The 21,795-nt window shown below is 53.6% G+C and carries 18 protein-coding genes; 3 read left to right on the top strand and 15 right to left on the bottom strand.

Annotated elements, in window-relative coordinates; all coding sequences use genetic code 11:
* Window positions 1–416: 416 nt before the first annotated feature.
* From fbaA to pyrE, 4 genes are read right to left on the bottom strand one after another with little or no spacing between them, the layout of a single operon-like run.
* Window positions 417–1,439: a class II fructose-bisphosphate aldolase gene (gene fbaA / locus ACZ5BI_RS02040; protein WP_024059319.1), complete on the bottom strand. Its 1,023-nt coding sequence runs from the start codon at window positions 1,437–1,439 to the stop codon at window positions 417–419.
* A gap of 56 nt (window positions 1,440–1,495) precedes the next feature.
* On the bottom strand, window positions 1,496–2,125 hold the full coding sequence (locus ACZ5BI_RS02035) for a TrmH family RNA methyltransferase (RefSeq protein ID WP_316098551.1): 630 nt from the start codon (window positions 2,123–2,125) through the stop codon (window positions 1,496–1,498).
* Window positions 2,126–2,128: 3 nt separating this feature from the next.
* A complete protein-coding gene (locus ACZ5BI_RS02030) occupies window positions 2,129–2,902 on the bottom strand; it encodes an SDR family NAD(P)-dependent oxidoreductase (protein ID WP_316086952.1) in 774 nt (257 codons plus the stop codon).
* Between the two features lie 2 nt (window positions 2,903–2,904).
* On the bottom strand, window positions 2,905–3,480 hold the full coding sequence (gene pyrE / locus ACZ5BI_RS02025) for an orotate phosphoribosyltransferase (RefSeq protein ID WP_464896516.1): 576 nt from the start codon (window positions 3,478–3,480) through the stop codon (window positions 2,905–2,907).
* A 41-nt stretch (window positions 3,481–3,521) separates the two neighbouring features.
* Here pyrE and ACZ5BI_RS02020 point away from each other — a divergent pair, with 41 nt between their 5' ends.
* Window positions 3,522–4,313 carry an exodeoxyribonuclease III gene (locus tag ACZ5BI_RS02020; RefSeq protein WP_464896515.1) on the top strand — a complete coding sequence of 264 codons (792 nt, stop codon included), beginning with the start codon at window positions 3,522–3,524 and terminating at the stop codon, window positions 4,311–4,313.
* Between the two features lie 5 nt (window positions 4,314–4,318).
* Here ACZ5BI_RS02020 and ACZ5BI_RS02015 read toward each other — a convergent pair whose 3' ends face one another.
* From ACZ5BI_RS02015 to dnaK, 8 genes are all read right to left on the bottom strand, one after another.
* Window positions 4,319–5,038 carry a serine hydrolase domain-containing protein gene (locus tag ACZ5BI_RS02015; protein ID WP_464896514.1) on the bottom strand — a complete coding sequence of 240 codons (720 nt, stop codon included), beginning with the start codon at window positions 5,036–5,038 and terminating at the stop codon, window positions 4,319–4,321.
* Window positions 5,039–5,194: 156 nt separating this feature from the next.
* Window positions 5,195–6,190 (bottom strand): TetR/AcrR family transcriptional regulator, encoded by a 996-nt coding sequence (locus ACZ5BI_RS02010; protein ID WP_464896513.1) that lies wholly within the window; start codon window positions 6,188–6,190, stop codon window positions 5,195–5,197.
* Window positions 6,191–6,475: 285 nt separating this feature from the next.
* Window positions 6,476–9,097, bottom strand: a complete 2,622-nt coding sequence (locus tag ACZ5BI_RS02005; RefSeq protein WP_464896512.1) for an ATP-dependent Clp protease ATP-binding subunit — start codon at window positions 9,095–9,097, stop codon at window positions 6,476–6,478.
* Window positions 9,098–9,328: 231 nt separating this feature from the next.
* Complete coding sequence (locus ACZ5BI_RS02000; RefSeq protein WP_278606020.1) at window positions 9,329–10,306, bottom strand: hypothetical protein; 978 nt, start codon at window positions 10,304–10,306, stop codon at window positions 9,329–9,331.
* 39 nt (window positions 10,307–10,345) lie between these two features.
* Window positions 10,346–10,789, bottom strand: a complete 444-nt coding sequence (locus ACZ5BI_RS01995; protein ID WP_278610787.1) for a heat shock protein transcriptional repressor HspR — start codon at window positions 10,787–10,789, stop codon at window positions 10,346–10,348.
* Window positions 10,789–11,796, bottom strand: coding sequence for a DnaJ C-terminal domain-containing protein (locus tag ACZ5BI_RS01990; protein ID WP_278606021.1), 1,008 nt, complete (start codon window positions 11,794–11,796; stop codon window positions 10,789–10,791). Before ACZ5BI_RS01990 ends, ACZ5BI_RS01995 begins: the two co-directional genes overlap by 1 nt.
* 21 nt (window positions 11,797–11,817) lie before the next feature.
* The gene (locus ACZ5BI_RS01985; RefSeq protein ID WP_464896511.1) at window positions 11,818–12,654 is read right to left on the bottom strand and encodes a nucleotide exchange factor GrpE; all 837 of its coding nucleotides are present in this window, start codon (window positions 12,652–12,654) and stop codon (window positions 11,818–11,820) included.
* A gap of 105 nt (window positions 12,655–12,759) precedes the next feature.
* Entirely contained in the window at window positions 12,760–14,637 is a 1,878-nt protein-coding gene (dnaK, locus tag ACZ5BI_RS01980; protein WP_278619156.1) for a molecular chaperone DnaK, read from the bottom strand.
* Window positions 14,638–15,040: 403 nt separating this feature from the next.
* On the opposite strand from dnaK, the gene ACZ5BI_RS01975 reads away from it, so the two are divergent.
* A complete protein-coding gene (locus ACZ5BI_RS01975) occupies window positions 15,041–15,469 on the top strand; it encodes a GNAT family N-acetyltransferase (protein ID WP_278609016.1) in 429 nt (142 codons plus the stop codon).
* A 262-nt stretch (window positions 15,470–15,731) separates the two neighbouring features.
* Entirely contained in the window at window positions 15,732–16,580 is an 849-nt protein-coding gene (locus ACZ5BI_RS01970; RefSeq protein WP_316086661.1) for an aldo/keto reductase, read from the top strand.
* 426 nt (window positions 16,581–17,006) lie between these two features.
* Here the strand turns inward: ACZ5BI_RS01970 and pgi are convergent, their stop codons facing one another.
* From pgi to ACZ5BI_RS01955, 3 genes are read right to left on the bottom strand one after another with little or no spacing between them, the layout of a single operon-like run.
* Window positions 17,007–18,704, bottom strand: a complete 1,698-nt coding sequence (gene pgi / locus ACZ5BI_RS01965) for a glucose-6-phosphate isomerase (RefSeq protein ID WP_464896510.1) — start codon at window positions 18,702–18,704, stop codon at window positions 17,007–17,009.
* A 27-nt stretch (window positions 18,705–18,731) separates the two neighbouring features.
* Entirely contained in the window at window positions 18,732–20,996 is a 2,265-nt protein-coding gene (locus ACZ5BI_RS01960) for a 6-phosphofructokinase (protein WP_464896509.1), read from the bottom strand.
* 25 nt (window positions 20,997–21,021) lie between these two features.
* Window positions 21,022–21,783, bottom strand: a complete 762-nt coding sequence (locus tag ACZ5BI_RS01955; RefSeq protein ID WP_238127582.1) for a substrate-binding domain-containing protein — start codon at window positions 21,781–21,783, stop codon at window positions 21,022–21,024.
* Window positions 21,784–21,795 lie beyond the last annotated feature (12 nt).

Raw genomic sequence — 21,795 nt, 5'->3', positions numbered from 1 at the left:
TTTCCCCGCCCCAAAACACAACTCCGGAGGGCGATACTGTCCCTGGAGGGTGATTTCGTCACCGGAGGGCGATTCCGTCACGCAACCGGAAGAAAAGCCAGCAAAAACACCCTCCCCGTACAAAAACACCCTCCAACGCCAATAAAAACCCGGTTTCCTCGCCCCAAAACACAACTCCGGAGGGTGGTTCTGTCGCCGGAGGGCGATTCCGTCGCGGGAGGACGGTTTCGTCACCGGAGGGTGATTGTGTTTCCGGTAGTTAGTTTCGGTAACAAAAAGGGGCTAATGCCGGGATAATGTCCTTTTGGATATTAACCCGGTATTAACCCACGAAAAGCGCAAGAAAAAGGGTAGCCCTGGCGGAAAATCCGCCAGGGCTACCCTTGAATCTTTAGGTAACTAGCTAAACAGCAAAGTTACTTCATCTTGGTGCCGACCGAGCCGAGGCGTTCACAAGCCTCAACTACGCGCGCCGCCATACCAGCTTCGGCAGCTTTGCCCCAAGAACGCGGGTCGTACTGTTTCTTGTTGCCGACCTCGCCATCAATCTTCAGAACACCGTCATAGTTCTTCATCATCCAGTCAGCTACCGGACGAGTGAAGGCATACTGGGTATCGGTGTCTACGTTCATCTTGATAACACCGTTACGAACCGCAGTAGCGATCTCTTCAGCAGTAGAGCCAGAACCACCATGCATTACCAGGTCGAACGGCATTTCTTTACCGACTTTAGCTCCGACCTCTTTCTGGATGTCACCTAGGATTTCAGGACGCAGTTTAACGTGACCGGGCTTGTAAACGCCGTGTACGTTCCCGAAGGTCAAAGCGGTAATATAACGACCCTTCTCGCCCAAACCAAGAGCTTCAACAGTCTTTAGACCATCTTCAGCAGTGGTGTACAGCTTTTCGTTGATTTCCCCAACAACGCCGTCTTCTTCGCCACCGACAACCCCGATTTCAACCTCTAGGATGGTGTTGGCTTTAACGGACAGCTCTAGCATTTCCTTAGCGATTTCCAGGTTCTCAGCTAGCGGCACTGCCGAGCCATCCCACATATGAGACTGGAAGAAAGGCAGACGCCCAGCCTTTACCTCTTCAGCTTCCATTTCCATTAGCGGGCGGATCCAACCATCAATTTTCTCTTTCGAGCAGTGGTCGGTGTGCAGCGCCACGGTAACGTTGTAGCCCTTGGCGATTTCACGAGCATAGGCAGCCATAGCCAGAGAACCAGCTACCCGGTCATTTACAGTGGAGCCTGACCAAAAATCCGCGCCACCGGAGGAAACCTGGATGATGCCATCAGATTCAGCTTCCGCAAAACCACGAATCGCGGCGGTTAGCGTTTGAGAAGAAGTAACGTTAATCGCGGGATAGGCAAATTTGCCTTCCTTAGCACGGTTAAGCATTTCGTTATAAACATCAGGGGTTGCGATTGGCACTGTGGCCCTCCTTTTTCTAAAGTTCTTACGGGTCTCATTCTCTCACAAGGTAAAGCTTAGTGCAGGGTCTTGTGTCCCACGGTTTTGTTATGTTGAATCACCCATGCCCACATGGCAACGGCGGCAGCTGCCCCAACGTTGATGGAGCGGGTAGAACCGTACTGGGTAATCTCGTAGACCGCAGCGCATTCCGCAATCATTTCTGGGCTCAAACCGTTCGCCTCCGATCCAAAGACCAGGCAACAACGCTGCGGTAAAACTGCACCCTCTAGGGGCTGAGAACACTCAACATTGTCAATCCCAATCAGGGTAATCCCGCTCTGCCGCGCCCAATGCGCAAAAGAGGACGCGTCCGGGAAATGATCTACATGCTGGTAGCGGTCAGTTACCATCGCGCCGCGTTTATTCCAGCGGTGCACCCCCACAATATGTACCGAGTTGGCGCCAAACGCGTTAGCAGAACGCACAATCGATCCGATATTGAAATCATGGTCGAGGTTTTCGATCGCCACTTGAAACGGGAAACGTTCGCTATCTAGGAAATCGCGAATAGCATCCCGCCGCCAATAGCGGAAACGATCTTCCACATTCCGGTGGTCGCCTCCCGCCAACAAATCAGGATCCCAATGCTCGCCCTCGGGCCAGTGTTCCGGCCCTCCCGGCCAGGGACCTACTCCGTTACCCATACCCTAGACCCGGAAACGGTCACGCTGGAGGTAACCGGTAAACTGGCACACCAGGGAACGGGGAGCTTTCCAGGTTAGGAAGCTCATCAGCTTAAAGATTAGGGAAGGCACCGAGATTACCTTGCCACGCGCCAAGTCATTCAAGGCCTGTTCCACCACATATTCCGGGGTTAGCCGGGCAATAGTGGGCACGTCCTCAATCTTGGTAGTGATTTTACTGAAGAATCCGGTATCGGTAGTGCCGGGTTTGAGCGCCATTACCTGCACTCCGCTGCCATGCAATTCCTCGGCGAGGGCGCAACTAAAGATTTCTACCCAGGTTTTATGGGCAGCGTAGGTTCCCATAGCAGTACCAGAGGCTACCGAGGACACGTTCAAAATCGCTCCCCGTCGGCGCCGGCGCATCCGAGAGGCCGCGGTTTGTGACAGCAGCATTACCGCCCGCACCATCACATTTAACCCTCGCACCTGTTGAGAGGCAGATCCGTCCACAAAATCTTCTGCCAGGGCAAAACCAGCGTTATTAACCAGCAGCGAAATCGGGCGCTCATTGGCGGCTACGCGGCGCGCTACCGCTTTCAGTCCCGGTTGGGTAGCCAAATCTGCCGGCAAAACCTCGCAGGTAACCCCATAGTAATTCTCGATGCGTTGCGCCTCGGCCACCAAAACATTTTCCCGGCGGGCAACCATCACTACATTATGTCCGCGCCCTGCCAACTGGTTACAAAACTCTAACCCTAGCCCACTAGAAGCCCCAGTTACTAAAACCCATGACATCTTTAATCCCCCTCGATTCCTAAATCTGCCAAATCTAGTGCCGCCAGATATTTCCAGCCAGCCTGATTAACCTTCTGCTTCGCTACATCCCCGCGGTCTACCACTACCGCCACGCAGAGCACTTTGGCGCCTGCTTTTTCTGCCGCCTGGGCTGCTTGAATTGGAGAGCCACCGGTAGTGGAAGTATCTTCCACGATTACCACCTGTTTGCCCGCAATATCCGGGCCTTCAATCTGGCGCCCCATGCCGTGATCTTTAGCTTCCTTGCGCACCACAAACGCGTCAATATCGAGCCCGCGCGAAGCCGCCGCCTGCATAATCGCGAAGGCCACCGGATCGGCTCCCATCGTCAGCCCGCCGACTGCGTCAATATCTTCTGGCAAAAAGCCTGCTTCCTCTAGCAGGTCGAGCAGCACATGCCCGATCAGCACCGAAGCCTCATGATGCAGGGTTGAACGCCGCAAATCAATATAGAATGAGGATTTTTTGCCACTGGCCAGCGTGAAATCGCCGTAGTTAACAGATAGCTCTTTGATTAAGGAAATCAAGCGAGCCTTTTGAGAATCATTAGCGGTCATGACATTCAGTTTATCGGTTTTGTAACCGATATGGTTAGCACATGAGGATTGCAACTTGGAACGTTAACTCTATTCGCGCCCGACATCAGCGGGTAAGCGCATTCTTAGAGCGAGAAAACATTGATGTTTTGGCGATACAAGAAACCAAATGTCGCCCCGAACAGTTCCCTTATGAACCTTTTACCGCCGCCGGATACCAGGTCGCAGCGCATGGGGCGAATCAGTGGAATGGGGTGGCGATTATTTCTCGGGTGGGTCTAGAGGACGTGCAGCGGGATTTTCCCTCCCAACCCGCCTACGGCAATCCCGGGAAAGAACCGGTAGTGGAGCCGCGCGCAATCAGCGCGAATTGTGGCGGGGTAGACGTCTTTTCTCTCTATGTTCCCAATGGTCGCGAGCTTTCTCACCCTCACTACCGCTATAAGCTCTCCTGGCTGACGCGGCTTCGCGACCATGCGTCATCGCTGTTAGAGGTAGATTCCCAGGCACAAATAGCGCTAATGGGTGACTGGAATATCGCCCCCTTTGACCAGGATGTGTGGGACATGGAAGTGTTTGCCGGCGCCACCCACGTGTCTGAGCCGGAGCGGGAAGCATTTTTTGCTTTCGCGGATGCCGGTTTCACCGAAGTTACCCGCGACCTGTTTGATCAGTACACTTATTGGGACTATAAACAGCTGCGTTTCCCTAGAAATGAGGGAATGCGGATTGATTTTGCCTATTGCTCCCCTGCCCTGACAAAACGGGTCACGGGGGCGCAGTCTTTGCGTGAGGAGCGTAAAGGCAAAGGAGCCTCTGACCACGTGCCGGTGATTTTAGAGGTGGCTCCATAGAGTCATTAAGCGACTTGGGCTACTTCGCGCAGGGCGCGGTTTAATTTCGGCCATAGCTGCTTGTGGAGGGCGCCGAAAGGCTCTCGCCCTAAAAAGACTGCTCCCAGGTGCGCTAGAGGGTCAATCCACAAAAATGAACCGGATTGCCCAAAGTGTCCGTAAGTTTGCTCGCTGGAGTCAGGCAGTGTCCAGTGCGGGTCTTTGGCGGCGCGGATTTCGCACCCTAATCCCCAGGCATTGTCGCGGTGAAAGCCGTAGCCGGGCACTACCCCAGGCAGCTCAATCCCATCACTGCGCGACCAGGCAGCAAACAGCTCTGGAGATAGGAAACGCGGGCAGGCGGCCTCGAAAGCAAACGCCAAGAGTTCTCGCAGACTCCCGTGCATTCCCCAGGCGGGTGATTCGGGCAGTTGGCGTTTTATTCCCAGGGGTGAAAGCACCATTTCTTGGGCCCAGGTAGTAAAAGGAATCCCGGAGCGCTGGCTGAGTAGTTCACCAAGAATCTCATATCCAGAATTGGAGTACACCCGGCGACTTCGGGGGGCGCGGGTAAACTCCCGTTTTTCATGATCGAGGCCGGCCCGGTGCGCCAGCAGGTCAGCGACACTTACCGGGCGGGACTCGCTCACTCCTGGTAGCTGTGGCAGAGGCTTGCTAAGCTCGAGGACACCGTTTTCTACTGCTCCCAAAACAGTGCGAGAAGTTACCAGCTTGGTGACCGACATCCAAGGATAGACTTTATCCTGTTCACCCCAGCTTCCCAGTAGCTGACAACTCCCTGGCAAAGATACAGATTCATAGGAAAAAAGCGCGCAGGAAACTGGAAAAGGAAACTGCGCTAGCACCGCAGCTACGGGGTCAGAAGCCATCCGGGAAAATTCCTAGAAGGGGCGAGCTGCCATAACTGCGGTAAGTGCCGCCACCGCTTCACGCGGCACGACGCCAACATCCGCCAAAGTGTTGTATTCCTCGGTTTCGAGAACACTGTTGATAACCAAGCGTCCCAGCAAGTCGATACTGAGAGCCTGGTTCTCTTGCGCGTACTCGAGGTCGTTGGCATTCAGGATGCCGGAACGAACAATCTTGTCCAGGATGTCCTCGGGAACGTCCGAAAGACCGTATTTCTCCATTTCTTGGGAGGAAAGGCTGATGTATCCCTTTTCCAACAAATCTTCCAAGGTAAACCCAGCCACCTGTTCGATAGCGGACATTGCCGAGGGGGTAGCAAAACCGCTGGACATGATGGCGCGAAGTGCCTCGGGGTTGGAAAGATCGACCTGATTGATAATCAAGTTAGTGAGGGAACCGACCACATCTACCCCATCCCTGTTGTAGAGCCACTGGATGTGCAGGCCGTACCATTCGGCCAGAAGGGAATGGGCCAGTGTCTTCGGATCGGCATCCTTGTTAATCAGATCGTCTGTTTGTAGCTGACTAAATGCGCTAGTCAACACACTTTGCAATCCTTCAAATCGGGCTGCGAAGTGATCATGGGCGGGGTGCACCTCATTAGAGGCTTCCACCGAAAGCATGCACTCCATTTCCACGATCGTGGGGTTAGAGCTGAGTTCTGTAGAAAGTTCAGTGAAGGCGTTGAACACTTCGAAAGGCTGCATATGTCGCATAGCCTGCACGTCGAAGTTAGAGCGATCCTCGTAGCGTTCAATAACCGCCATGAGTAGGGCTTCTTTGGAGGGGAAGTGATAGATAACCCCGGGGTGGGAAATACCAACACGGCGAGCCACATCGCGCATAGATAGGCCGTGGTAGCCAACTTCCGCAATCATGTCTACAGTTGCGTCAAGTATGGCTTCGCGTCGAGCTACGCCACCGGCGTAAGGCCCGCGCTCCCCGCTCTTGTGTGCTGGTTTGGGCACCTGGGCATCCCCCTCCCTTTTGCCTACCGCCTATTATCTTTTCTATATCTGGACACAAAAAACCCAAGCTCTAACTAGGATACAGTTTTTCGCCTCAAACCACCTAACAAATCGGCCAGATTTCGTAAGCGAATTACATAAACGAAGACCATATTAAGACTTTATTTACTTTTTCTAACAAAAGTAGCGACACACTTCACACAATCGCCAGTTTTTAGTAAATAAATAGCAAAACGGGGCGCCGGGAACTTCCGCCCCCGACGCCACTTTGCTGACACTATGTCATTAACTTAACTGAAGATGAAATCTTCCCGCCGGAACTGCCTGCTGGAGTGGCACTGTTACCTTGACAACCGAGCCATCCTCCCATTTTCCGGACAACAGTCCTTGCGCCAGCTGGTCACCGATTTCGCTTTGAATTAGGCGGCGCAATGGACGTGCTCCGAATGCCGGGTCATAGCCCCGGTTAGCCAGCCAATTCTTCGCGTCCTCGCTAACCTCCAGTTTCAACCGGCGAGACGCTAGCCGCTCCATGACCTGCGCCAGCTGCAAATCCACGATTTTAGCTAGCTGAGTGCGGCTAAGGGGCTGGAAAATCAGAATCTCGTCCAACCGGTTCAAGAACTCAGGTCGGAAATTGGCATTGACCGCTTCTTTCACGAGGCGTTCTTTCTCGTCCTCGCCTATATCCGGCTGCGTCAAGTATTGCGAACCCAAGTTAGAGGTAAGCACTAAAATAGTGCTGCGAAAATCCACTACCCGGCCTTGCCCATCAGTAAGGCGGCCATCATCTAAGACCTGCAGCAACACGTGGAAGATTTCTGGATGCGCTTTTTCCACTTCATCGAGCAGAATTACCGAATAGGGACGCCGCCGCACTGCCTCGGTCAGCTGTCCGCCCTCTTCATAACCCACGTATCCGGGAGGCGCCCCGATTAGGCGTGATACCGAGTGTTTTTCTCCATATTCGCTCATATCGATGCGTACCATGGCGGTGGGATCATCAAAGAGGAAGGCCGCTAAGGACTTGGCAAGCTCAGTCTTCCCCACCCCGGTTGGCCCGAGGAACAGGAATGAGCCAGTGGGACGATTCGGGTCGGAGACCCCTGCCCGTGAGCGCCGCACCGCATCTGCAACCGCTTGTACTGCCTGCTCTTGTCCGATTAGTCGTTTACCGATCTCGGTTTCCATATGTAAGAGCTTGTCAGTTTCGGTTTGCAGCATTTTTCCGGTAGGGATACCGGTCCAGGACTCCACCACTTCGGCGACTTCGGTAGGACCGACTTTGTCCACCACCATGGCCTCTAAACCATCGCTTTCCTGCTCCTGCTTTTCGGCAGCGGCAATCGCGGCCTGGATTTGCGGGATTTCTCCATTTTGCAGCCGTCCGGCACTTTCCCAATCGCCACTACGCATCGCCCGCTCTAACTGGGTGTTTAGCTTATCGAGTTGGGCGCGCAGATCCCCCACTTTATTGCGGGAGGCTTTTTCAGATTCCCAGCGCACATTGAGTTCATCCAAGACTTGTTGCTGCTTGCCGATCTCCGCGCGCAAATCTGCTAGCCGGGATTTGGTCTGCTCATCTAGGCCTTCGCCCTCAGAGTCGGCCAGATAGGCTTCTTCCATTTTCAGCCGGTCAACCTGACGGCGTTTTTCGTCTACCTCCACCGGACTGGAATCTAGCTCCATCCGCAGCCGAGAAGCGGCCTCATCAATCAGGTCAATGGCTTTATCCGGCAAGTTGCGGTCGGTGATATAGCGATCCGAAAGTTTCGCCGCCGCCACCAGCGCCCCATCGGTAATCGTGACCTTATGGTGCGCCTCGTACTTGGGGGCGATCCCGCGCAGAATCGCTACCGTGTCTTCTACCGAGGGTTCGGCTACGAACACCTGTTGGAAGCGGCGCTCTAGCGCCGGGTCTTTCTCGATATTTTGCCGGTATTCGTCCAGGGTGGTGGCTCCCACCATCCGCAGCTCACCGCGTGCCAGCATGGGTTTAATCATGTTGCCGGCGTCCATCGCGCCCTCGGAGCCGCCGCCGGCTCCTACTACCGTGTGCAGCTCGTCAATAAAAGTGATGACTTCCCCGCCAGCGTTCTTGATTTCTTCGAGGACGGCCTTGAGACGCTCTTCAAACTCGCCACGGTATTTGGCGCCGGCAACCATCGCTCCTAAATCTAGGCTAATCAGTTTCTTATTTTGTAAAGACTGGGGAACGTCACCGGCTACAATCCGCTGCGCTAGTCCTTCTACCACTGCGGTTTTACCTACCCCGGCCTCTCCGATTAGTACCGGGTTGTTTTTGGTACGCCGCGAGAGCACTTGGATTACCCGCCGGATTTCTTTATCCCGTCCGATTACCGGATCGAGTTTGCCGCTGCGGGCTACTTCCGTGAGGTCGCGACCATATTTTTTCAAGGCATCGAAAGAGGCTTCCGGGTCTTCGGAAGTAACCGGATCCTTACGAATTTCCTTAAGCTTTTCGCGCAGCGCTTTTACGCTCGCGCCTGCACTATTTAGCAGACGGCTAACGCCGGTTTGCCCTTCAGATTCATCTGCGAGGGCGATTAACAGGTGTTCGGTGGATACGTATTCGTCGGTCAGTTCTCGCGCTAAATCTCCGGCTTTATTAATAACCCGCCGCATAGCCAGGGAAGTTTGTACTTCCCCTACCGAGCTACCACTTACGCTGGGCAGATTTCCCAGCATTCGATGCAGGGGCGCGTTAATCTGTTGGGTACGATTTGGTACTACCGCCTCCAGTAGCGCAAAGGCTATCGAGTCGGTTTGCCCCAGCAGGGCATTTAAGAGATGTTCTGGCTCTACCTGGGGATTTTTATTGACCTGCGCGGTTTGTACCGCATCCCCTAAGGCAGCCTGTGATTTAATCGTAAGTTTTGTTTCCATTTATTTCCTCCCGTATTCCCATCCGGGTGGGATGGGGTGTTGTTATTTAGTCCAACACCCCAAAAGTTGAGTTTATTCCACTCAACTTTATATTTTTTTGGTTTAGTCCCTTACTAACGACATTTTCTGTCGCCAAAATCGGCAGGGGAAACCCGCAAGCAAGTACGTTTATGCTCCACCCCACCAAAGAACGCCGGCAGCAGCGAAGAAAATAGAACTTAAGCCGTAAGACTACCGATAGTAAGAGTTGTTTATTAACGCTCGCCGATTATCCCGACCACGTTTGACCGTCCAAACTATCCCCCAGATCAACAACCCGACGCCAGTAAAGCCGATAACCGTGGGCACCACTAAAGCCGCAATCACTGGGGCGAAGGAAAGGTTAGGAAGAATAGAAATTGAGGAGATAACAGCCTCTTTATCACCGATAGGCTCGCACTTAACCTTCAAGGTTCCTTGAGAATTGAGGTTGTAAATAAAGGTGTGCTGCGCATCATTCTCCGGGTCGGAGGCAAAACCAGAAACAAAACTATTATCCCCGGATAGGGACTCAATCTTATCTCCGTTAAAAGTAGCGTCACAGCGCACGTTACCGCCGTTAGAGGCTTCCACAATCAGCAGTGAAGTTCCCTGGTAGTCCGCAGTTCGGGTGATAGTACTGACCCCTGGGTGGGTCTCCATCTTGGAATCTACTTGCAGACCATAAACCACTAGCATCGTAACTAAAGTAATCGGCGCTACCACTAGCATCAACACGATTCCCACTACCAAAATAGTGATGGGCACAGCGCGAGATTTTGGAGTTTTCGGCGGTGTATCCGGATTGTCACCTAGGCCAGAAAAGCTGCCCGGCGCCATATCCCCCGGCCCGCCAGATCGGGGCATTTGCGAGGGGGTATTCCAAGACTCATTCCCCCCGTAACCGGGAGGAACGGGAAACTTACGTTGCGGCTGCGAGAAAGACGGAGACTGAGAGGATTCTGCCCCAAAGTCCGGCGAAGAACCATTTGTTCCCCCAAAGCCGGCATTACTTTCCCCGTTAGCTGCTTCTGGCTTGGGCATTTGCCCTGCAGAAGAGGTCGGATGAGAGGAGGCCGACGCTTCCCCTTGTCGCTGCGTGGCCGGGGTGCCAGAATGCAACTCGCCATTCAACACCCATTGTTCCTGTTCGCTAGAGTGCGCGCCGTACCGGTTAGGGGTTTCGCCCATAGTTCCTCCCGTTGATTAGCCTGAGCCCTATTGTAAGCGCTAGCCCCGATTTTCGCCCCAAATGATCATTTGCCCTGGCAGATAGGGGACGAGCTCTTGTCCCCGCACTACCCGTGAGAGCGGGAACTTAGTAAGCGGAGACACTTCACCGGTGGGCGCGGCTGAAAACACTCGTCCGCGTCCTCGTTCATAAACAGCCAGCCGCTGGCGCAGTTGCTGATTTTCTGCAGCTAAGCGAGCAGCATCGCGCCGCAATTCCAGCAGGCGTTTAATGCCCGCCAGGTTAATGCCTTCTTCTTGGGACAGCCGCTGGATTTCTCGCAGTTCCGCGATATCTTCGGCGCTATAACGCCGCCCCCTGCCTTTGGTGCGCTTAGGGATAACTAGCCCGATGCGGTCATATTGCCGCAGAGTTTGCGGATGCATCCCCGCCAACTCTGCGGCTACCGAGATCACATAGAGGGTTTCCATTGATCGCGCCATTAGCTTTTCTCAAGACCCAAACGAGGATCGAAATCCGGGTGATCTGCCCGGATTGCTTCCCCTAACTGATGGGCAATATCAACTACCCGGCTAGAGGGCTTACGCGGGTTGACTATCTGGACGGTAGCCACCACATCTAAACCATTTAGTCCTTTTCCGCGCAAACGCAGTTTAGTGCCCGAATCAGCCCCGGTAGGAATCTTGATGGTGGCTGTTTTACCTCCGAGCAGGGGCACTTTCACCGTGGCACCTGCCAGCGCTTCTGCCGCAGTCACCGGCAGGCGCATTTGCAAAGCCTTCCCGTCGAAGGAATATACCGGATCCGGTTTTACATGCACCGTTACTACCAGGTCACCGTTCCCTGCTGGACCCGGTCGCCCTTTCCCGCGCAGACGCAGCTTCTTACCATCACGGATCTTGCCGGGAATGCGCACGGTCATACTCTTGCCATCCACCGTCAACTTCATGGTGCTCCCGGCGATAGCGGTACGAAAATCTAAGGTGACTTCCGCGGCCAAATCTTGACCTTTACCCCCACCGGGGAAGCCGCCCGGCCCCGCGCCGAAGGAACCGGGCGCCCCATAACTGGCGCGCCCTCCTGACGAAAACAGAGAACTAAACATGGAGCCGAGGTCGCCTTCTCCCAGGTTGATCCTAGCGGAGCCGGCCCCGGGAGCGGTTCCGCCCCCAAACATAGCGCCTAATACGTCTTCGAAGCCTCCGGCCCCACCACGACCTGAAGCGGGGCCGGCGCTGAAACGGGCACCACCGCCCGCCATAGCGCGAATCGCGTCATACTGGCGCTTTTGCTCCGGGTCAGACAGTACCTGATAGGCTTCCCCGATCGCTTTAAACTTTTCTTCGGCAGCTTTATCACCCGGGTTTTGATCGGGATGGTATTTACGTGCGAGCTTCCGGTAAGCCTTCTTAATGGCTAATTGATCTGCTTTTTTTGACACCCCCAGGGTGCCGTAAAAATCTTTGCCTATCCAATCTTGTCCCGCCATGAATGCTCACCTCCTTAATCCCTAATCTGGGTTATTGACTATTACTTTCGTTGCCCGTAAGACATTTTCGCCCACTTTATACCCGGGCTGGAGCACCTGGGCGATACTGGGTTCGCCCTCCCCACCACTTTGCGCCATCAGGGCTTCATGCACGTTCGGGTCGAATTCCTCCCCCACGCTGCCGTAGCGAGTTAGCCCAAAGTTGGTTTCCAGGGTATTTTCTAGTTTCTTCGCAATAGCTTCAAAGGGGCCTTTTAGGTCTCCGGCATCGCGAGCTGCTTGTACATCGTCGAGGACGCCCAGCAGTACCTGCAAGACCGCTTTTTGCCCCTCGTTATGATGAGCCGACATATCTGACTTACTGCGCTTGACATACCCGGAGTATTCCTGCTGTAAGTTATAGGTTTCCGCTCTTGCGCGTGCAAGCTGTTCGGTAAGCTCTGCCACTTGGGCTTTAAGCTGGTCAACCTCCGAAGTAGGCTCCGAATCCGCTTCCGTTTCTGCCGGCACACTACCGGCCTCTTCGGTCGGAGCCGGGGTATCTGCGATTTCTTCTCCCAGGCGTGCGGCGAGATCAACGAAAGTCGCATTATCTTCCGATTTTTCGGCTTCCTTTGCTGTTTCACTGCCTGCAGGCGCCGATTCCTTGAAGACATCCAAGTCTTTCTCAGCGCCCGTTTCCGGCTTTGCATTAGCGGCGCTAGCATCTGCCGCCGGGGAAGCTTCCGCCCGCCCCTCTTGGCCGTTAGCGGTTGCTTCCGGCTTACCCGTTGGTTGCGCTTGGTCTGCCTGCGAGGCGGAAGAATCGTCCTGATTCTCTGGCTCTGGTTCCGAAGTGGGATGCAATGGGTCTTTCACCTTGATCTTTATCCTCCGTTTCCCATTTTGCTGATCCAAATTCTTACCTCCTGCCGATGGGGCGCCCACTTTCGCGAGCGCCCCAGACAGTTTGAGACTAAACAGTTACTTGTTTTCGTCCTCTTCGTCGACTACTTCCGCATCGATTACGTCATCTTCTGCCCCCGCTCCAGCATCCTCAGCACCGGAAGTGCCAGATTCAGACTGGCTTTGTGCTGCCTCAGCCTGGGTCTGCGCATAGAGGGTTTCCCCGATCTTCTGCGACTTGGTGTTCAGCTCTTCCATCGCTGCCTTCACGGCCTCGATATCTTCGCCTTCCAAAGCCTGCTTAACCTTGTCGGATGCTTCCCGCACCTCTTTAGCGATTTCCTCGGGGAGCTTCTCGGCGTTATCTTTTAGCAGCTTCTCGATTGAGTAAACCGTCTGTTCCGCCGAGTTACGCAAATCGGCTTCTTCACGCCGTTTCTCGTCCTCTTCTGCGTGCGCTTCGGCCTCTTTAACCATGCGGTCAATCTCTTCTTTCGAAAGAGCCGATCCCCCAGAAATAGTCATGGACTGTTCTTTATTGGTGTTTTGGTCTTTCGCCGATACGTGCACAATCCCGTTGGTGTCGATATCGAAAGTAACTTCGATCCGGGGAACCCCCATCGGTGCCGGTAGAATCCCGGTCAGTTGGAAGGTGCCCAACGATTTGTTATCGCGAGTAAAGGTACGCTCCCCCTGGAATACCTGGATTAGCACCGAATCCTGGTTATCTTCCGCAGTGGAGAAGATTTCCGAATGCTTGGTGGGAATCGCGCTATTGCGTTTAATCAGGGTAGTCATTACCCCACCCTTGGTTTCGATTCCTAGCGACAAGGGAGTCACGTCAATTAGGAGGACGTCACTGCGATCTCCCTGAATAATACCAGTTTGCAGAGCGGCACCAGTGGCTACCACTTCATCGGGGTTTACCGACTTATTGGCTTCTTTTCCACCGGTCAAGGTCTTTACCATCTCGGCTACTGCCGGCATACGGGTAGAGCCGCCCACTAGCACCACGTGGTCAATATCAGATACGTGGATCTTGGCATCCGCGATTACCTGCTCGAAGGGCTTGCGGGTGCGTTCTAGCAGATCCTGGGTCATTTCTTCGAAGTGAGCGCGAGTGAGGCGTTCATCTAGGTGTACCGGACCAGACTCGGCCATCGACAGGTACTGCAAAGAAATCTGAGTAGAGGTCGCCGAAGATAGTTCCTTCTTGGCTTGCTCGGCGGCATCACGCAGGCGCTGAATCGCGATCTTGTCGTTTGACAAATCCACACCGGTATTAGTTTTTACCGTACCGATTAGCCAATCCACGATCCGCTGATCCCAGTCGTCACCACCGAGGCGGTTATCACCGTTGGTCGCACGCACTTCGATAGTGGAAAAACCGTCCTCATCTTTCATGACTTCCAGCAGGGAAACGTCGAAAGTACCACCACCAAGGTCGAAGACCAGGATGGATTCGTCCTTTTCACTCTTTTCTAGTCCGTAGGCAAGAGCCGCCGCGGTGGGCTCGTTTACCAGACGCAGTACGTTTAGTCCCGCAATTTTACCGGCATCCTTGGTTGCCTGACGCTGCGCATCATTGAAGTACGCCGGCACGGTGATTACCGCGTCCTGCACCGAGTCCCCTAGGTACTCTTCAGCATCTTTCTTCAGCTTGCCCAAAATGAAGGCACTGATCTGCTGGGGGTTGTATTCTTTATCGTCAATTTTTACTTTCCAGGAGCTGTCTCCCATATGACGCTTTACGGAGGCAATGGTGCGATCTACGTTAGTTACCGCCTGCCGTTTGGCAACTTCGCCCACCAGCACTTCCCCGGCCTTAGAGAATGCCACTACCGAGGGGGTGGTGCGCTGGCCTTCCGCATTGGCGACAATAGTGGGCTGCCCACCTTCTAGAACCGCAATCGCGGAGTTGGTGGTGCCCAAGTCAATACCTACTGCACGTGCCATGATCTTTCCTTCCTACGAATGTATTTAGTTGGTCTTACTAGCTCTAGGCTCTGGCGGCTGACGCCCGCTTGTTTCAGTCTTGACGCCTTCCGATCAGATTTCATAAACCTTGAGCCTTACACGCTCAAGGCTACCAAACACTGGCGGAGAATCAAGCCGAACCTTCAAAACCTGAGTCTACTTAACTCAACTTTAAAGGCGTAGCTTTTATTCCCCTATTTCTAAATATTTTTAAGAAAAGCCCTTAAAAGTGCGCCAAACTGGGGTTTCACCCTAAACAAAACTCGGTCACGACCAAAGAATTCCCAAAATTTAGCCCGCTAAGGTCAAGTTACTTCCCAAATTGCGCTGGGAGCGTATATCTTTTCTAGGTAAGAGCCTTCCGCGCAGTAAAGGAGAAATCATGGCAGTAGAACTGGTTACAGAGTTTAGCGACGAACTCGTAGAGGCATTTTCTCGGCTCCTCCCCCAGCTTTCGCAGTCTGCCAAGCAGCTGAGCCCCCAGCAGATAAAAGAATTCTGCGACCAAGAGGGGGTTTATCTGTTAGTCTTTCGCTCCGAAGAGGGACAAATTCTAGGGATGCTCTCCTTAGCAACCTTCAAAATCCCCACCGGTAAGCGGGCTTGGATCGAGGACGTAGTGGTGGATTCAGCTGCCCGCGGCCAGGGAGCGGGGCAAAAACTAGTAGAGGCAGCAGTGCGCCAGGCCAAAAAGGTCGGAGCTAAAACCGTGGATCTTACCTCCCGTCCCTCGCGCGAAGCCGCCAACCGGCTATATCGGCGCTGCGGATTTAAACAGCGCGAAACCAATGTTTACCGTTACGCGGGATAATTTAGGCTTCCCCTCCATCGGTACAAACGTATAGCTAGCAAAACTGACAACTGTGAGGACGCCAGCAGAATTTGCCTTGCGATGCAAGAAAAAACACATTAACGATTTGGATAGCCATATTTGCTGGTAAACCCATTTCAATCTGATTTTCTCCGAATAGACTTTCGGCCTAAAGCGTGAGTTAGCTAGCAATGTTACCCAAAGACAGTAGGGATCAGGTAACAATAGGGGCAAAAGTAGTCGAGACATAAGGAATGATTACATGAGCGCCCTGTCCATTCCCAGTGTGGGACTTTCCACCGGATATCAGATTCCGCAATTTGGTTTTGGAACTTACAAAATCGCCCCGGATCGCTGCGTAGATGCAGTTAAATATGCTTTAGATCTAGGCATTCGCCATATCGATACCGCGCAGATGTACCACAATGAGGCAGAAGTGGGACGCGCCATTGAAGAGTCCGGGATTCCCCGCGACGAGATTTTCTTGACGACCAAGCTCAATAACGACAAGCACCTACCGGAGGACGCCCGGAAGTCTTTCCAGCAGAGCCTGGAAGATTTGCGCACCGACTACGTGGATCTATTTCTGATCCACTGGCCGCTTCCCACCCTTTATGGGGGAGATTTCGTGCAGACTTGGCGCACTCTTCTGGAGTTCCAGTTCGATAAGACCGCCCGTACCGTGGGGGTTTCTAACTTCCAGATCAACCACCTGGAGCGTTTGATTGCGGAGACGGGAGTAACCCCGGCGGTCAACCAGGTAGAGATTCACCCCCAGTTTGCCAATAACCAGCTGCGTGCGTTCCATAGTAAACACCAGATCGTAACCGAAGCCTGGTCGCCACTAGCTCGTGGCAATGTTTTAGGAGAAGAAAAAGTAGTTGCGGCAGCGAAACGCCTCGGGAAAACGCCTGCCCAGGTAGTACTGCGTTGGGGCATTGAACGCGGAGACGTCCTCTTCCCCAAGTCGGTTCACCCCGACCGCATTAAGGAAAACCTGGATATTTTTGATTTCCAACTAGATGAACAGGCTAAAGCTGATCTGGATTCTTTGGATAAGGGCGAGGCCGGCCGCTCCGGTTCCCACCCCGACACCATGGATCGTCTCTAAACCCCTGTATCTGTCAACAACGCGAGGCCTAGATTTTTCCTCCCACCTGACGCACAGTCATCGCCATTCCCGGTAATAGGTTGGTGCGGTAGAAGTATGCGGGGGCTAGATTTTTCCTCCTGCCCAAAATTTTGGAAAACGTAGCGACGTTTTCCAAAATTTGCGCCCGCCTAGCCGACTCGGATAAAACCTAGCCCCCGCACACAGCTGGAACAAACCAGGCTGCTATGTTGCGCCAAAACGGGCGCATACTAGCCCCTAGGCAAGACCTTACGGTTGGCGCGCTAAAAGATGCGAGAGGGCGACTTGAGCCGAGCGAAGCAAGGCTCACCAGAGCCCCGAGCGCTTTTAGTGCACCAACCCGCAACCCTCGCGCTCAAACGCAAAACTCCTAGCCCCCGCTTAACCTAATTGCGTTAATACAGGCTAGTTTTCGCGATTGGCGTGGTAGTAGTTGATCAACGCTTTCGTAGAAGGATCCTGCTGCGCTAAGACCTCCTGGTCACCGGCAATTGCGGGAGTAAGCGCCTTGGCGAGCTGTTTGCCCAGTTCTACACCCCACTGGTCGAAGCTGTTAATCCCCCACACAACCCCTTGGGTAAAGGTGATGTGTTCATAGAGGGCGATTAACTGCCCCAGTACCGAGGGGGTTAGCCGCGGCGCCATGATCGAGGTTGACGGTTTGTTTCCAGGGAAGACTCGCGCAGGTACGATAGGTTCCGCTGTACCCTCGGCACGTACCTGATCAGCGGTCTTGCCAAAGGCTAGCGCCTGGGTTTGGGCAAAGAAATTACCTAAGAACAACTCGTGCTGATCGTTGTCACCGTCTTTGAGTGGCCAGGTGGGGTTGGCGAAGGCAATAAAGTCGGCGGGAATCATTTGGGTACCCTGGTGAATCAGCTGATAGAAGGCATGCTGACCGTTAGTGCCGGGCTCTCCCCAGAAGATTTCACCAGTATCGTAGGTTACTGCTGCCCCATCCCAGCGCACGGCTTTACCATTGGATTCCATAGTTAGTTGCTGCAGGTAGGCGGGGAAACGATGCAGGTATTGAGAATAGGGCAACACCGCGTGGGTAGGAGCGTGTAGGAAGTTGCGGTACCACACGTTGATTAGCCCCATCAGCATAGGAACATTCTCACTGAGCGGAGCCGTTCGGAAATGCTCGTCCATAGCGTACATACCCGACAGAAAATCGGAGAATCCTTCTTTACCAATCGCGACCGCCAGGGCGGTGCCGACTGCGGAATCTACCGAGTAACGTCCTCCTACCCAATTCCAAAAACCAAAGGCATTATCTGGGTCAATACCAAATTCGGCTACTGCCTCAAGATTGGTAGACACCGCCACGAAATGCTTGGATACTGCCTGCCGGGAATCCTCACCGCTAAGCTGCGAGGCGCTATCTTTACCTTCCCAGATTCCCCGCGCAGCCAGTTGATCCAGGAGCCAGCTGCGGGCGGCGCGGGCATTGGTGAGGGTTTCCAAAGTGGTGAAAGTCTTGGAGGCCACAATAAACAAGGTGGCTTCGGGATCCAAGTCCTTCACTTTTTCGCATAGATCCGTAGGATCAATATTAGATACGAAGCGGCACTCCAGTCCGGGTTTAACATAGGGAAGCAATGCCTCGTAGGCCATGGCAGGACCTAAATCCGAACCTCCGATTCCGATATTCACCACGGTAGTGATGGGTTTTCCAGTAATTCCAAGCCAGGCTCCACTGCGCACTTTTTCTGCAAAGGCATAAACCCGCTCTAGAACAGCGGCTACATCGGCGCTAACATCCTGTCCATCAACCTCCAGCTTGTCGCTTCCAGGGCGCCGCAGCGCAGTATGGAGTACCGCGCGATCCTCGGTGGTATTAATATGTTCACCTGCGAACATGGCATCACGGTGAGCTTCGACTTTGGTTTGTGCTGCCAGGCGCGCCAGCGCGTCCAATATGGGAGCGGTTACCAAGTTCTTTGACAAGTCAACCCGCAAATTTGCGGCAGTAAAACTGAGCTGTTCGACGCGGTCTGGTTGTTGTTCAAACCAACCGCTAAGATCCGGTTTGAACGATTCGGCAAGATTAGTTAACTCTTGCCAGGCTTGGGTGGTACTGGGGTCAATCGGAGCGCCCATGTTTTCTCCTGTTCGAATTGATACTGGTTATAGGTCGGTTATTGGCAGTGGTCGGACTTCAATATCCCATTCATCACGGGAAACCACCGAGATAATATCAATCAATGGCAACCACCATTGGCTGAGGGGACGACGCACTTGCGGGTCAACCTTTTGCTGCATTTGCAGCAACGGGAAAGACTCAATCCCTTCAGCCGACAGTCCCACTCCCAAGGGCTCGCTGCGATTTTGCGCGAATTGCTCGCTGAGCTCTTCAATCGCTGCCCGCACCAGGCGAGTAGCTAAGATGCGGTCAAAGGGCGAAGGTTCTCCCCCTTGCTGCAAGTGTCCCAGAGCCGAGTGGCGCACATCGAACATTCCTTGCGATTCTTGGGCAAACACGGAGGCTATGAATTCTCGATCATATCGGCCTCCGGCTTCTTCATTATGTAGTACCAGACACAGGCGGCGACCGTCCCGGAAAGAATCCCGCATCATTTTCACGTCGCTCGCTAGATCTTGCAGGTCATAGGGGAATTCATCGAGGTAGACCAACTCGGCTCCCGCGGCGATACCTGATATTAGGGATAGGTATCCACAGTGGCGACCCATCGCATCAGCCACGAAGCAACGCCGAGAAGCTGCCGCAGATTCACGGATACGATCTAACGCCCAGACCGCATTATTAAGGGCAGAATCAGCGCCGATAGAAAGCTCAGATCCCGGCAAGTTATTGTCGATTGATGCCGGAATACAAATCATCGGAATATTAAACGCCGGGTAGCGGGAGGTTTCCTGTCGCATCTGATTAATCGACAGGTAGGCGTTGTAGCCACCGATTACGATCAGGGCGTCGATGCGCTGTTCCTCCAGAGCTCGTCCTATTGCGTAGTACTCTTCTACCCGGGGAATAGGGCGCAAAGTTCCAAGTTCTGCTCCTCCATCAAAGCCCCAACCTTCAACGTCTTCCCAAGCTAGCTGCTTAACTTTTCCAGACATGAGTCCTTCAAAGGAACCGTAGATTCCCAGCATTTCAAACCCACGGTCTATTCCTTGACGCACTGCGGCTCTAGCAGCGGTATTCATTCCGGGAGCAAGTCCGCCTACATGCATAATGGCTACCCTCCGGGCATTATCGGGTAGTTCGTCTTGCTGGGGCGGAGTCGACATTACTTCATTTATGGCCAGCATCTCGCTGAATGAACATCCTCGCGCCTTAACTGCCTTTTCGTATTCTTGTGCTTTCGTAAACTTGGCAACCGCGCGAGTATCGGTGACTGCTTTCATCAAAGGCAAGCGCGCAACCCGGTTATTACGAGCCCCAATGATCACCGGCTCAGAGTTTTGGTCTTGGTGTAGTACTTCATACACTGCCGCATATCCCAGGGCGGTAGGCATCCACCGGTCATAGGCTGAGGGCGTACCCCCGCGCTGTACGTGTCCCAAGATAGTCAGATGCGGACGCTCCCCGGTCTCTTGCTCGAGGGCATCGCACACATCGTTGGCAGTAATGGGATTGCCCTGATGATCGATTGCACCTTCGGCCACCAACACGATGGATTCGCGCCTGCCTGCCTTACGCCCAGCTTCCAGTTTCTTCGTCAGAATTTTTTGCCACCCTTGTTCGGGAGGAGCTTCGGGGATGAACACATAATCGCAACCCCGGGCAACCGCACTCATCAGTGGCAGGTATCCGCAATGGCGTCCCATAACTTCTACGACGAAAGTGCGGCGATGGGAGGCAGCGGTAGAAGAAAGCTCATCTAGAGCCGCCAAGATTCGCTGCAAGGCTGAGTCAGTGCCGATGGTCATATCGAAACCAACTAAATCATTGTCGATAGAACCAACCAGACCGGCTACCCGCAACTTTTCGTGTCCAGCTACCTGTTCGGGGGTAAGTTCGCCTGCCTGAACCAGTTCTTCCAGGAGACTGGGCCACTCTTCTTGAAATTCATTAGTCCCGGCTAGGGAGCCATCTCCCCCAATAGAAATCAGGCGATCTATACCTTTTAGAACCAGGTTTTTAGCGGCTTTACGCAGTCCAGAACGCTCGCGAAACTCTTTACAGCGGGCAGTCCCAATTACCGTGCCCCCCTTATTGAGCACACTAGATACATCCGACCATCCCATCGGTTTGATCATCTCACCGCCGGTAACAGCTCCCTGCCAACCTTCAAGGATCGCATAGGGCTGCGCACCCATTTTTAATGCGGTTCGCACTACCGCACGTACTGCAGCATTCATCCCCTGGGCATCCCCGCCCGAGGTTAAGACTCCTAGACGCTTCGGTTCGGAACCTGTGGACTGACCCATTATTCCTCCTCTGGAAGGCTGGTACCTAGGCGCTTCCCCTGGCAACCAGCGTCATCATTTTGTCAACTTCTTTCGGATCTGGGGCATCGATTTTTTCGCCAGACAAGAATTTGGCGAGCGCTTGGGCGTAAATCTGCCCGCTTACTTCAGGATTAAAATCGATAGAGGTAAGTGGCGGGTTGAAGAGTTGACCTTCGGGAGCATTACCTACGCCGATAACGGCACAATCGTTGGGAACCATGCGTCCACACATTCTCAGCGCCTGGATAACCTCCATTGCCAGGAAATCGTTATGGCAGATAAACCCGTCAACCCCCGGGTTCTTGGAAAACAGCTGTACTAACTCTCCGGAAAGATTGGGAGAATTGTATTCGGTAGTCAGCATGGTGGGCGTGGGGCAACCTCCGAAAATACACCCTTGCAACACTCCGGCATACCGTAACTGGTTAAGGTTTTCTAGCAAGGGATCGGAAGAACACAGGTACACCAAGTTGCGGTGACCTGAGGAAACCATTCGGGACGCCATCGCCCGCCCAGAAGCGCCATATAGCGCTGCCACCACTGGATAGGCGGGAGAATCGGTAGCAAAAATCGCCGGCTCGACCTGTACTCCCAGACTTTGCAACTGCTTATTCTGTTCTTCACTAAAGGGAACTAGCGGCAAAATCGGGCCGATTAGCTTTGCACTGTCTGCCAAAGCATCAACATCGAGTTTATCGGTCTCTATCTGGACAGGGATTAAGTCAAATCCCATCTTGGCGATTTCATAGGCGGTGCGTATTGCCATGCTAAGTAACGG

The organism is Varibaculum sp. GTC20041 (assembly GCF_055387755.1).
The sequence above is the reverse complement of the archived record's forward strand: the minus strand, read 5'-3'. Positions and strand labels throughout refer to the sequence as shown.